Here is a 12,899-nt window from a genome sequence, read left to right as displayed (position 1 = left end):
TGCGGTGTGGAAAGACCAGGTGACCTACGTCGCTATCGACATGTGCACGATCTTCAAAGCGGCGGTGCGGGCCGCGCTGCCGCACGCGGTGCTGGTGGTCGATCACTTCCATCTGGTGCAGCTGGCCAACGCCACGGTGACCGAGGTGCGCCGCCGGGTGACGGTGCAGGTCCGCAGCCGGCGGGGGCGCGAGGGCAACCGGGAGTGGGAACTACGCAACCGGCTTCGGTTCTACGACCGGTGCGCCGCCTCGGGCCTGCCCGAACTGGAGCGGCTGGCCACGACGGTGCAGACCTGGTGGCCGGAGATCTGCGCGTTCATCCGCACCGGGATCACCAACGCAGGCCCCGAGGGCACCAACCGGGTGATCAAGACGATCGGGCGGGACGCGTACGGCTTCCGCAACCCCGAGAACCAGCGGTTACGCACCCGCTGCGCCACCGCTCGCAAGAGCCGTGGATCCCTCAATTCCGCTTAACTTCGAAGAGCCCGAATCCGGCGGGGAGATCTCCGCTCGGTCTTCTTCCTCGGACGCCACTCTCGCGGTCGGGGCATGCTTCGTTTCACCTGCGCACGGCCTGGGTGGAGCGACATGGCACACCTTTCGATCATGGTCAGTTCTCTCCGGGCTGGTACGGCTCCCGCCCGCTGTGGCCGGGAGCCGTACGGTGGGCTGCGGGGTTCAGTTCAGGCGGCGACGGCGGTGAGTGGGCGATCCAGCACCGTGGACAGGGTGCGCAGGGTGCCCTGATCGAGCTCGTCGATGCCGCCGGTCACCGCGCGGAGCATGTTGCGTTCGGCTCGTACGGCACCGCGGATGTTCTGCTCGTGATGGGTGAAGGTATTGATCGCCTGGACCACGCCCCAAGCCGTGCCCCTCCATGGCGCCACTCGCAGATCGTGGTTCCAGAGTTTGGTCAGGGTGTCGCGCTTGTTCTCGGCCATGGTGCGGCTGCGGCCTCGCTGATCTGGCATCGGCGTGTGGGCGTCCAGAAACTTCAGCCATTGCCGGCCGGTGACCTCCACCCGGCACAGGTCGCGGACCGCCGCCGAGAACTCGTCGGCCAGGGCGTAGACGATGTTCAGCGCGTCGCGGGCCTCGGCAAGCCTGAGCTTCGAGTGCCGGGAGTGCTTGATCTTGACCTGCTGGCCGCGTTCGGCGAGCCCGGCGGCCATGGTGTTGTCGCACACGATGTTGGTCACCGCCCGCTTGAACGTCGTGGCCAACGAGCCATCGAACGACGTCGCCGCGAAAAGATGCGGCCGGAACTCGACACCTTCCGGCGTCACGATGTTGTCGGGCACCTCGACCGACACCCAGGCGACCGCCCCGCCCTTGAGCAGACCGGCCGATCCGATCGACAGATCGGCGTCCAGCAGCCGGGAGACGTTGTTGATCAACCACTCGACGTAGGGATGTGGCTCGTAGCCGTCGGAGAAAATCCCCATGACGTGCCCGTTGTCGCTGCGCAGGATCGCCTGCCGGTCGGGTACCTGGGCGAGCCCGCCACGCGGATCCTCCACGTAGATCGGTCGCGAGAGGGCCTGCCAGCCGAACAGCCGCCGCTTGACGTCGTCGACCGGGATCGGGCCCACGTAGTGGTTCGGCTCCTCGCCCTGCATGCTGGCGCGGTAGTGCCAGGCGGTTCCGCGCTTGCCGGTGAAGCCGATCAGGGTGTTGGCGTTCAGCCACTCCAGAGACTCCCTGGACATGTTCTCCTCCGTATCAGTCGAAATGGAGAAGCACCGGCCGGGGGCCGGTGCCTAAGGGGGTGCGTGAGGGTTAGCTGGCAGGGATAGCTCCATGGCCGAGGGGCAGATGCAGCACGGCGCTCGGACTGCGCACGTGGAACGCATGGATGCGGGCGGGCTCCCCGACCGGAGGCGCGCCTGTGAACGGCCTCAGGAGCTTCGTGCTGAACAGAAACTCTGATCGGTGCCCCTCTGGGTCATCACTCGGAAGTGAGGGCGCGGGCCATGCGTGCGACGAGATCGTGGTCAGCTCCGTCGATCTCGATGCGGCAGGTGGACGCCTCCCCCGATGCGGTCAGCACGCACCCGGCGGTCCCGACATGCCATCGGGCGACCAGTCGCCGTCCCTCCTCCACGACATCCCCAGTAGGGATGAGGCGGCGCAGTCGGCCGAGGAACCGGGCGCGCTGAGCGTCCTCTACGGCGGTCTTGGTCATGCGTTCCCGGACGATGGCGAGGTCTCGTTCGTAGGCAGGGAGCAGTCGCCGCCTGATGTCCGCGGCGATCCGCTCCGGGCCACGCGCGACGGCAACGGTGATCTCGTGGCGGGGCAGGCCGTATCCGGCGTCTCCGCCCAGATAACCCGCGATGATCTTCACATGTTCCGGGCGCTTCCACACCCGGTGGACGACCAGGCATGCGCCGTCTGGACGAACCAGATACACCGGCCGATCGTCGGCGATCTCGGCGGTGAAACCGTCCAGCACGGGCGCGAGTTTGATAGCGAACTCCTCCATCTCCTGCCTGTTCACCGCGCACGTCCTTTCTTCGAATGGGTGTCCGTGGAAAAGAGCCGCCGCGCAGCCAGGAAGGGAGGCGACCCCGTTCCCGCGTTGAGCAACCGCGCGGCGTGCAGCTCCCCGGCCCGGCGAGTGCGCGGGGCCGGGAAGGTCCTGAAAAGCGAAAACCCCTCGCCAACGAGGCGAAGGGTGGCATCTGCTCCATGTTTCCGGCGGTCAGGAGAAACGCTCGTGGATGGCGTAGGCGACGCGTTCGGTCAGCTCGCGATCGGCCATCCGGACCTCGATCGAGGTGCTGGCGCCCTCGCCGTACACCGCGAACGATCCGGAAGCCGCGCCGAGCCGCCATCGCACAACGGTCTCCCGCTGCTTCTCGTTGACCGTCGCCCCGGGGAGCAGGGTTCGCAGGGTCTCGACGAGATCATCCCGTGCGGCGTTCTCGGTCGTCCGGCCGCGTAGCCGTTCCCGGCAGGCGGCCAGATCCCGCAAGTAGCCGGGGAGCAGCCGACGGGCGATCTTTCTGGCAACGTACTCGGCGCCTCGACTCGATGTCACGGTGACCTGATGCCGTCGCAGGTCCGGGAACAGGCCGCCACTCCCGTCCGGGTAAACCCCGAGCACGATGACTCGTCCCGCCTGTCTCCATAGCGGGTAGACGACGAGCCGGGTCTCGTCCGGGCCGATCAGGTAGGCGGGATGGCCGGGCCGGATCAGCGGCCTGAACCCGTCCAGGTGCTCGGCGACCTGAGTCACGAGATTGTCGATGTCGGCAGCCTCCACGGCGAAGCCTCCTTTTCGCGATGTCGGGATCACTTGTCTTGGGCGAGTTGCGCCTGATCGGCGAGGAACCGGTAGATGTCACGGCCGGGCGTGCCGCATTCGGCGCAGCGGCAGCCGTACCGGTGGACCTCGGCGGCGTGGAAGATCTGAAGCGGGCTCTCCCACGGAGCCGGGTGCTGTGGTTCGTCGAGCTTCACCCGGACACGCCCGTCACCGACGATCTCGGCGACGGTGCCCGGGTAGTAGAAGGGCGACTGATAGGACTCGGCCCACCACGGGCGTACCGGGATGCGGAAGATCGGCCGGACCAGCACGCGGTCACCGACCCTCACCATTAATCGCCCCTTTCCACAGGTCCAGCGCACCGGCGGCGTCATGCTCGGCCGGGCGGTCGACGCCGCGTAGGTCGGCGATCGTCCATGCCACGCGCAGCAGCCTGGGCAGCGCCGCATCGGTCAGCACTCCGGTGTGTACGGCGGAGCGGAGCAGCTCGACGGCCTCCGGCTCCGACGGGAAGCGGGTGCGCAGTTCGAGCGCGGGAATCTCGGCGTTGGTCCGCCATGGCGTTCCCGCCAGCCGCGCGGCGGCCCGTTCCCGCGCTTCTCGCACCCGCGCCGCCACCACCAAGGTGGATTCACCCGGCTGGGCAGGCCGGGCGATGGGCTCGGTCCGGGCGCGGACCTCGATCCGTGGCATCAGTGCCGTCAGGCGGCCCAGGTAGCGGCGACGCACCCCAGGTGAACACGAGCAGGACCGCCGGTCCGCGCATGGACAGTCACTCGCGTCGACAACGAGCAGGAACCGAGCGGGGTAGCGGACGCTGCGGCCCATCCCTGCCAGGAGGATCTCCCCGCTGTCCATCGGGCGGCACAGCCCGTCCAGGATCACGCCCGGGAACTCGGGTGCGTCTGCGAGATGCAGCACGCCTCGATGTGCGAGTGAGACGGCACCGGGCCGGTTGGCGGCCACGCTGCCGAAGATCGCCGCAGGGGTGGAGGTGTGGTGCGGCGCGCACAGCGGCGGCATCGAACCCGGCATCCTGTCATGCCGCCCGGCCAGCGAGTAGATGTCGGCCACTTCCTGGGCTGCGGTGCCGTCCAGGAGCGGGAGGAGCCCGGGGAGGCGTTCGGCCAGCATGGTGCCCGGGCCCTCCCCTCGCAGGAGCAGGTGGTGCCCTCCAGCCGCGCACACCTCCAGCGCGCGGCGGGCGGTGCGGTTCCCCGGAACGTCCGCCAGGTCCACCGCAGGAGGCGTCACCACGACAGGTTCCGCCTCGACGGCATCTCCGTGGGTTGTGCCGTCCCTCAGCCAGGCGATCACATCCGAGAGGCGGGCAGCAGGGATCACCGCAGCGTCGGGGACCTGGGCGGTGATCTCCGTGAAGAAGGCCGGGACCACGACTGTGTTGAGCCTGGCCGCTGCGGCGGCGCGGATGGCGAGCAGGACGCCTCGGACCGGCCGGATCCCGCCGTTCAGCCCCAGCTCACCGAGGAACACCGTCCCGGCGAGACGCTCCGGTGGGACGTGCCCGGTGGCGGCCAGGAACGCGACCGCCAGCGCGAGATCGGCGGCGCTGTCGTAGACCGGCATGGCGTCGGGGCAGACGCTCAGCGTGACCCGAGCGTCCGGCCAGGCGATGCCGCTGTTGAGGATCGCGGCGCGGATCCGGTCGCGGGCCGGCCACACCGAGCGTTCCGGAAGGCCGATGAGGTGAAGTTCCGGCGGTCCCGCTCCGGCATCGGCTTCGATGTCCAGGATGTGTCCGGTGACGCCGATCAGGGCGGCCGAGCGCGTGAACGCGCGTCCCATCCAGCCTCACCACCCCTCGGGGAGGACCGGGCGCGCGCCCTGCGGGTGGCGCCGGGCCTGAGCCTCGATCTCCCCGGCCATGTCAGCGCAGTTCACTGCGGAGGTGATCGACGGGGGAAGCCCATGATCCAGGGCCATGCCGATCAGATGCGCGAGCCGGTAGCCCGGATCGATCGACAACGCCCGTTCGATCGCGACACGCGCCAGCGAACCATCCCCAGTGCCGAGGGCGACGAACGCCAGCAGCGAGAGCGGGGCGGCGGCGAATTCCGGCGGCACCCTGCGGGCGACCTCGCTCCACAGCCGGACATGCGTCTCCTCGTCGTACCGCCCGATGAAGGTCATCGCGGCGTCACGGACGAAGATCCCGGTCAGGCGGACGCCGAGCCAGGCGACCTCATCGGCGTCCAACTCCTCCTCCGCCTGCGCGTGCTCCAGAGCCGCGGCGATCTGGTCGGTTCCCTCGCGGTACCAGTCGTGATCGGTCCCGGCCAGTGTTCGGACATGGGCGCAGGCGGCGCGGGTCGCGGCGTCCGCCCGCTCCCGGTCCGGCCCCTCGGCCGGGGCCAGCGTGGCGGCCAGCGCCGCGCGGTCTGGGCGTGCGACGAATCCTGCGAACACGGCGGTCGCGGCGGCTGCACTGGCGGTCGGCTCGTACGGGACGCCCTCCGGCGGGCAGCATCCCGCCACGGTGCACGTGTAGGACCAGTACCGGCCCTCATCAGCGCGCAACGCGTCCATGATCTCGATTCCAGCCGTGTTGAGTGCCTCGGTGGCGGCGTCGATGACGGGCGTGACCTGGGCACCGGTGCCGTATCCAAGCAACATCACCTGCCGTGCCGCGTTGCCGGTGAGGACGCTGGTCAGGTGCCCGACCAGGCCCGGCGCATCGGTCGGGTCGGAGGGCAGGTCGTAGCGGACCACTCCGCCGACGGTGCGGTTTTCGGTGTCGAGCACGGTCACCACCAGGCTCGATTCCGGGTGGAAGCCGAGAAGGTAGGGCACCACGGCGATGAGATCGGCCGGTGAGGCCAGCCGTACGGTCGGGACAGTGGTCATGGGAAACCTCCAGACATGACGAAGCCCTCGGCGGGACGCCGAGGGCCGGTAAGGAGAGGACAGGGGTTCAGCAGCGCTCGACCCGCACACCGCCGCGCGGGCCCAGGAAGATCCGCCGGTCGGGGCAGTCGAGCGCGTCGCGAGAGCCGTACAGGGTGATCTCGCAGTCGTCGCCCACGCAGGGCGTGAGCACCTCGGCAGGCTCCCGGGCGATGAACGCGAAGCGGGAACGGCGCCAGTAGCCGTGCCGGTGCCGATCGGACAGCTTGGCCTGGGCATAGGCCAGGGAGGAGAACTCCTCCAGATCAACGGGCTCCGGCGGGCTGTATCCGGTACCGCCGTGCCAGAACCCGAACCAGACCCCCATGATCTTTCTCCCTTCGATGAGCCGGTCAGGGAGCGCGCCGTACACGCCGGGAGCAGAGCCGTACGGCGCGCTCCCTGACCGGCCCGTGGCAGAAGGAGCGTCAAAGGGAGGAGCAGCCGGGCGACAGGTGGTTTCCACCGCAGTAGCCGCACCAGCCGTCCATGGCGTACACCGACAGTTCCTCGGCGTACCGATCGCGCCACGCGCGTTGCGCGCGGGTGTAGACAGCGAAGTATTCGGCGTCGGTGTCGCCCTCGCGTGCGGTGAGGAAGCACAGCACTGTGCGGGCCGCGCTGACCAGTTCCTGAGTGGTCAGGTCCGCTCCGACAGCCGAGCAGATGTCGGACGCGGCGAAGATCGTTCGGCCGCATCGTGACAGCCGGTACCGCCAGCGGATCCGGCCCTCATCGGTCCGTCCGACGGCTTCCAGTTCCAGCACGTGATCGGCGTCGATCAGCCAGGCGGGCATCAACCGGGAGCTGATGATCCACCCGGCGGGCAGGGCGAGGGCATGCGTCATCGCCATGGCGACTCCAAAGGTGTGATCGGAGCCCGTCACCAGTCGCGACGGCGCTCCAGATGATGCGGCCGTACGGTGGTACTGGTCGCGTGGATCTCGCAGTCCCGGACATACAGGGCGTCAACGAAGCAGCGGGAACAGCGGATCAACCGCATGCGCGCCCCGGATGACCGGTTGGTGTGCGTGGCGTCGATCCAGAGATGGGTGTTCCACAGGCAGCCGAGACAGGTAATCGTCTCGGCATCCTTGGGCATCGGCGTGAGCGTGGCCGTCACCCCGTACTCGGGTTCTCCGGACGGGTCGGCGGCGGGAACCAGCGTGGCGCTGTCCGCCCGCACCGCGCCGATCGCGGTCACCCGCATCACCCGGCCGCCGGTGAACACGGTCAGGTCCCCCACGGCCCATCCCGGATCGGCGGCAGGATTCACCTCCATAGAAACGCTCCTCTCACAGTGGGTGGTCCGTCCCGGGCGGCCTGCCGTACCGCCCCGGACGGGATCGCGGACGTGCGCCGGGGGACACGCGAGATCCCGGCGCGCTGGGATGCTGGGGTCAGTCAGGTCAGCCGGACGGCCTGAACGCTGGCCTGGAATCGCTGGCCGCGTGCCTCGACCTTCCCGTCAGCCCGGAAGCCGGTCCGGCCCGTCCTGAACGTGCGGGCCTGAAGGCCGTCCGCGACCAGAGCCGTGAGCGCGGCAGCCATCTCATCGGTCGACGCGTCCACCTTCAGATGCGGGTCGTCCTTCGAGCCGAGCAGTACGGCCTGAGCCTGAGCCTGGTACCTGACCCCATCAACGATGATCTTGCCGGTGCCGTGGAATCCCCTGGATCCTGTGGAGAACTCCTTACGAGCGATCTCCAGCTTGATCATGTTGGTCAATGCCTGGCTGATGTCCATCCGGACTCCCTGTGTGCGGCACGGCCCCGGCCTGATGCCCGGGCCACATCCATGGCGCGTGTCCTCTTGCGCCGTCCACAGGAGCAGGCACCGGCACCGAACGCGGCTGCGCGATCGGCGACCGGTATCGATATGCGCGTACGCGCTTCCGCGCGTGGAAATCCGCGAAAGCTTCCGCGCACGGCGGGTTGAAGCGTTCGCGGCGCTTCAGCGACGCGAACCGCTCTCATTTAAATACGGTGACCGGAACGGCCCGACCGTCCGCGCTCGGTGAGATTTCCTTTCGTTTCGAGCACCCGGGCGAACGGTCGCCGTTCCGGCCACCATAGCTGTTCACGGCGTAAGTGAGTGAGGCCGGATAACAGCATTTTGGAGCGTTGCAGCGCCGTCCGCGTCGCGCGCGTACCGGCGAATTTCACTCTCATATAAATACGGGCCGCACGACCGCCCAACCGTCCGGCGACTTCCAAGATTCTTCACCGCTTGATTTCTCACGAGAGTGCGCAACGCCCCACAGGAATGGGCCATAGAGAAAGGGCCCCAGAGCGGTCTCTGAGGCCCTTTCTCGCGACCTTTCGTCAGTCGCCCATGGTTTCGTTACCGCTGTGAGCCACCGCGCTTCTGGCGTCGTCGAGGCGCTCCGACAGTTCCCGCCACTCCGCCCGGGCGGCGTCGCGCACCCGGATCACGTTACGGCGTGAACCGTACGCGCCCCCGTACCGCGTCTGAGCGATCCGGCTAAGGATCCCCGCGCGTCCCAAGTCGTCCGCCTGAGACGCCATGTCCATGGCCTGAGCGATGACCGGGAAGTCCCGACCGTCACCGAACGCCTGACGGAAGATGGCCGCGCTGTTCTGCGCCACGCAGAACGCCACAGCCGCGCGCGTGACGTTCTCAGCGTGCGGCAGGCCGCGCATGAGCTGAGCGCCGGGCGTGGCGTCGATCTCTCCCGGCGGAATGTCGATCCGGTAGCCGTTCCGCGCGGCGGCGTCCCGCACCGCCCACCGCCGTAGCGTCGTACGCGTAATCGTCATCTCGCCACCATCGCGCCGGACATAGACCCACGCGGGTTCGGTGGCCGTACTCTCGGATGCCGCCCGGCATGACGTGGTGATGTCCCGCAGTCGCTGCGCGAACAGAAGAACGGCATCCTGCGTGACGTCGTCCGACACGTCGTCGGTGCCGTACGGTGCGTGTCCCTGCTTGACGACGGTTGCGCTTCCGTCCATGCGCTTACGGGACCGCGTGGCGTCGACCGTGCGGCAGTAGCCGCGCGCCAGTTTCCGAATCTCCGCCCAGTCGTCCGAAGTCACGCGCGCCATGTCCTCCGGCGTGAGCTTCTCTCCCGGAACATTCGCGGGAACACACTTTCCAGGAATTCCATTCGACACGATCGCTCTCCCTGATCCGATCCCACACGGCGCACTATGCGTGCCGCGCCTTTCTTTGGTCACTTCAATTGAACATCAGGACGGCGATCGAATCAACGATATTCGGCATGCCTTTACAGTGTTTCCCCAGGTCAAATGACCAGATTGACGCCATGCCAAAAAGCACCCAACACGACAATAGGCAGCCCGTAAACGCCAAAGACAAACGTCGGATTATCTGAAACAATGAAACTTGATGGATTTAACTAATTGAGGGGCCGGGAAACGCACACAAACCAAGCCTCCCGTCCCGTGATCACGCGGCGTCCGCCTGTCAGTCGGGTCGGCGACCGGCCGGGGATACCGTGGGCTGACCTGCGACCTTCGAACTATCGCCTCGGCCACTCTCAACCGGCCACCTATCGGCTGACGGCCGGTCATCCGATCGGCCAGAGTTCTCTCGCCGGAGCCCGCTGTCAGCCACCCCGCCGGCGAGAAGGAGCCTCCACAGGCGCTCTGTCTTGGCGGATGGCATCCAGATCGTCTCGCTCACCATCGCGCGCCGCCCCTTTCGGATCGACCGGCGGATGAACCGCAGACCACCCGCCTGGCACAGCTCATAGAGCGTCCCCTGACACTCGCAGGTGTGCTCCTTCACCCGGATCCGGGCACACCTGGGCGTCGGCCTCCTCCACTCGATAGCAAGACGCTCCGCGGCGAGCGGCTCGACATGCGGGCCATGGAACGGCTCGGGGAGGGCCACGTACAACTCCTGAAAGCGCAGGTCACAAACCGAGAGTCACTTTCAGTAGAAGACATGCGTACAGAGCGGCGCAGGGCGACAATGACGGTCACACGCGGACACGTCAGTGCCGCCGTACCCCCCGAAGGATCCGCGAGTTTCGGCCACCCAGGTAGCCACCACAGCCTGCGCCGCCCCCATTAGGTACGTGTTCCAATGAAAGGACGAACGCGGTCCCGACGGCAGGACCGCGTTCGCGTTGGCCGATCAGGCTGGCCGGAGCCCGGATGTCAGGAGTCGAAGCCAACGCCGAATCGGTCCAGTGTGCGCAGCCATAGGTTGCGCCTGCCGATGTCGTCGGCGGCCGCCATCGAGCGGCGGGTCAGCTCCACGCCGGTGTAGCGCAGCGGCTCCGGGGGGAAGGGGATCGGCCGGGAACGGACCATCTCCAGTTCCGTCCGCTCCGTCGGCGTGCCGGAGAGCAGGTCGAGCATCACGTTGGCGCCGAACCGGGTCGACGCGACGCCGAGGCCGGTGAAGCCCAGCGCGTAGGCGACCCGGTTCGCCTTCGCCGTTCCGTAGAACGCGGTGAAGCGGGTGCAGGTGTCGATCGCGCCGCCCCAGCAGTGGCTGAAGCGCACCCCCTCCAGCTGCGGGAACGTCCGGTAGAAATGCTCGGCCAGCTTCAGGAACGTCTCCGGCCGCTGGTCCAGCTCCGGCCGAAGACCGCTGCCGTAGTGGTAGACCGCGTCGTAGCCACCCCACAGGATCCGGTCGTCTGGAGTGCGGCGGTAGTAGTGGAACTGGTTGCCGCAGTCACTGACGCCCTCACCGCCGTCCCAGCCGATCGACGCGAGTTGCCCGGCCGAGAGCGGCTCGGTGGCCAGCACGTAGTCGTACACCGGGACGGTGAACAGGCGTAGCCGCCGCAGCAGTGAAGGGAACACGTTCGTGGCCAGCGCCACCCGGTCGGCCCCGACCCGTCCGTACGGTGTGGCCAGCACGATCCCCTTCGGCGTGGCGGTCAGACCCGTCACCTGGGTGCGCTCGAAGACGCGCACGCCGAGCCGCTCGCACACGGCGCGCAGTCCGTACGCGAGGGCGGCCGGGTCGACCAGCGCGTACCCCTCGGTGTCCAGTGCGCCGGACAGGTAGGTGGGGGAGCCCACCCGGGCGCGGGCCTGGTCACCGGAGAGCGGCGTGATCTCCCTGCCGTGCCTGGCGGCCAGTTCGCACATGTGCTCCAGCGCGCGGGTCTCGTGCGGGCGGGTGGCCGCCCACATCTTGCCCTTGCGTTGGAAGGAGCAGTCGATGCCGTAGCGGGCGATCGTCTGCTCCAGCTCGTCCAGGTTGGCCAGGCCGAGCCGTTCCAGCGTGGCGATCTCGCTCGGCCAGCGGTCGGCTCCATTGGCCAGGCCGTGGGTAAGGCTGGAGGAGACGAAGCCGCCGTTGCGGCCAGACGCGGCCCAGCCGACGGCTTTCGCCTCGATCAGCACGACGTCGCGTCCGGGGTCGCGTTCCTTGGCCAGCAGCGCCGTCCACAGGCCGGAGAAGCCGCCCCCGACGACCGCCAGGTCGCAGGTGGTGTCCCCGGCCAGGGCGGGCGAGCTCTCGGGTGCCCGCCCGGTCGTGGCGGCGAGGTCGAGCCAGAGGGGCCGGGGTGCCGCCGCCGCGACCGCGCGGGCGATCGAGTCCCTCATGGTCAGCCGACCACGCGCAGCGAGTGGTCGAGCCTGGACAGGCTGACCGACCCGTCCGGTGTGCACAGCGCGGTGTCGCCCATCTTGATCCCAAACCCCTCGTCGGCCAGGCTGAGGTTCGGTTCGATCGTGAACGACATGTCCGGGCCGAGCACGTGCGGGTCTCCCTTGACCAGCGTCATCGGCTCCAGCCAGCCGGGCGGAAAGGCGACGCCGAGGCTGTAGCCGACCCGGTGGCACCGGTTGGGCAACAGGCCAAGCTCGTTCAGCACGGCGTTGCACGCCTCCTCGGGCGCCGCCGCGGGGGCGCCCGGCTTCGCCGCGGCGATGGCGGCCTCGGTGGCGCGTCCCGCGCAGTCGGCGACCTCGCGGACACGGGCCGACGGCTCGCCGATCACCGCGGTACGCATCAGCACCGCGTGGTAGCGGTGCACCACACCGGCGATCTCGACGCAGACCACGTCGCCGCGCGACAACGTGCGGCGGGAGGCCAGGGCGTGCACCAGCGCGCTGCGCTCACCGGACACGACCATCGGCGGGATCGCGGCGAACTCGCTGCCCGCCTCGCCGAGCGCCTTGGCCGCGATCCCCGCCACCTCGGTCTCGGCCATGCCCGGCCGGATCGCCTCGAACACCCGCTCCATCGCGTAGTCGGCCATCTCCGCCGCCTGCCGCTGGTAGGCGATCTCGGCCATCGACTTCACCAGGCGCTCCTCGGGCACCAGGTTGGAGGCGTCCACCCAGGTAACCCCGGGCAGCGCCGCGCGCAGCCGGTCCCAGTTGCCCGGCAAAAGCGTGAAGGCGTCCAGCTCGACGCCGACCCGCGCCTGGTCGAGGCCGCGTGTTCTGATCACCTCGGCGATCACCTCGACCGAGTTCTCCACCGCGATGTCGTAGACCCGGGGCGTGGTCAGCCAGGAGCAGAAGGCGACGCCCGGCGCCTCGGTCGTCCGGGTGATGTAGGTGGGCTCGCCCGCCGAGCTGTCGACGATGAGCGCCTGCGGCCAGAGGTAGCCGACCGAGTTGACGCCGGTCAGCCAGTGCACGACGTCGGGCATGGACAGCATCAGGCCGTCGAGTCCCTGCTCGGTCATCCGGGCGCGCACCCGGGACATCCGCTCGTGGTAGGTCGAGATGGGGAAGGGGAGCTCCATGGTGTCCT

Annotated in this window: 14 protein-coding genes; 1 reads left to right on the top strand and 13 read right to left on the bottom strand. The window is 68.6% G+C overall.

Annotated elements, in window-relative coordinates; all coding sequences use genetic code 11:
• The first annotated feature begins 19 nt into the window (after window positions 1-19).
• Complete coding sequence (locus QSK17_RS11640) at window positions 20-478, top strand: transposase (RefSeq protein ID WP_285704661.1); 459 nt, start codon at window positions 20-22, stop codon at window positions 476-478.
• 209 nt (window positions 479-687) lie between these two features.
• Here the strand turns inward: QSK17_RS11640 and QSK17_RS11635 are convergent, their stop codons facing one another.
• From QSK17_RS11635 to QSK17_RS11575, 13 genes are all read right to left on the bottom strand, one after another.
• Complete coding sequence (locus QSK17_RS11635) at window positions 688-1,713, bottom strand: DUF932 domain-containing protein (RefSeq protein ID WP_285704660.1); 1,026 nt, start codon at window positions 1,711-1,713, stop codon at window positions 688-690.
• 239 nt (window positions 1,714-1,952) lie between these two features.
• Complete coding sequence (locus tag QSK17_RS11630; RefSeq protein WP_285704659.1) at window positions 1,953-2,504, bottom strand: hypothetical protein; 552 nt, start codon at window positions 2,502-2,504, stop codon at window positions 1,953-1,955.
• Window positions 2,505-2,708: 204 nt separating this feature from the next.
• Window positions 2,709-3,272, bottom strand: a complete 564-nt coding sequence (locus QSK17_RS11625; RefSeq protein ID WP_285704658.1) for a hypothetical protein — start codon at window positions 3,270-3,272, stop codon at window positions 2,709-2,711.
• Between the two features lie 29 nt (window positions 3,273-3,301).
• Window positions 3,302-3,607, bottom strand: coding sequence for a tudor domain-containing protein (locus QSK17_RS11620; protein ID WP_285704657.1), 306 nt, complete (start codon window positions 3,605-3,607; stop codon window positions 3,302-3,304).
• Window positions 3,591-5,081: an ATP-binding protein gene (locus tag QSK17_RS11615; RefSeq protein ID WP_285704656.1), complete on the bottom strand. Its 1,491-nt coding sequence runs from the start codon at window positions 5,079-5,081 to the stop codon at window positions 3,591-3,593. Before QSK17_RS11615 ends, QSK17_RS11620 begins: the two co-directional genes overlap by 17 nt.
• Window positions 5,082-5,087: 6 nt before the next feature.
• Window positions 5,088-6,140 (bottom strand): DUF4192 domain-containing protein, encoded by a 1,053-nt coding sequence (locus QSK17_RS11610; protein ID WP_285704655.1) that lies wholly within the window; start codon window positions 6,138-6,140, stop codon window positions 5,088-5,090.
• A gap of 67 nt (window positions 6,141-6,207) precedes the next feature.
• Window positions 6,208-6,507, bottom strand: coding sequence for a hypothetical protein (locus tag QSK17_RS11605; RefSeq protein WP_285704654.1), 300 nt, complete (start codon window positions 6,505-6,507; stop codon window positions 6,208-6,210).
• A 100-nt stretch (window positions 6,508-6,607) separates the two neighbouring features.
• Window positions 6,608-7,033, bottom strand: coding sequence for a hypothetical protein (locus QSK17_RS11600; RefSeq protein WP_285704653.1), 426 nt, complete (start codon window positions 7,031-7,033; stop codon window positions 6,608-6,610).
• A gap of 29 nt (window positions 7,034-7,062) precedes the next feature.
• On the bottom strand, window positions 7,063-7,461 hold the full coding sequence (locus tag QSK17_RS11595) for a hypothetical protein (protein ID WP_285704652.1): 399 nt from the start codon (window positions 7,459-7,461) through the stop codon (window positions 7,063-7,065).
• 122 nt (window positions 7,462-7,583) lie between these two features.
• Window positions 7,584-7,925 (bottom strand): hypothetical protein, encoded by a 342-nt coding sequence (locus QSK17_RS11590; RefSeq protein WP_285704651.1) that lies wholly within the window; start codon window positions 7,923-7,925, stop codon window positions 7,584-7,586.
• 578 nt (window positions 7,926-8,503) lie between these two features.
• Window positions 8,504-9,238, bottom strand: coding sequence for a hypothetical protein (locus tag QSK17_RS11585; RefSeq protein WP_285704650.1), 735 nt, complete (start codon window positions 9,236-9,238; stop codon window positions 8,504-8,506).
• A gap of 1,089 nt (window positions 9,239-10,327) precedes the next feature.
• Complete coding sequence (locus tag QSK17_RS11580; RefSeq protein WP_285704649.1) at window positions 10,328-11,737, bottom strand: NAD(P)/FAD-dependent oxidoreductase; 1,410 nt, start codon at window positions 11,735-11,737, stop codon at window positions 10,328-10,330.
• Between the two features lie 2 nt (window positions 11,738-11,739).
• The gene (locus tag QSK17_RS11575; protein ID WP_285704648.1) at window positions 11,740-12,891 is read right to left on the bottom strand and encodes a M24 family metallopeptidase; all 1,152 of its coding nucleotides are present in this window, start codon (window positions 12,889-12,891) and stop codon (window positions 11,740-11,742) included.
• Between the last annotated feature and the right edge of the window lie 8 nt (window positions 12,892-12,899).

Source organism: Microtetraspora sp. NBRC 16547 (assembly GCF_030268965.1).
GTDB lineage: Bacteria > Actinomycetota > Actinomycetes > Streptosporangiales > Streptosporangiaceae > Microtetraspora.
Note: the sequence above shows the minus strand (reverse complement) of the source record. Positions and strands in the feature narration are given on the sequence as shown.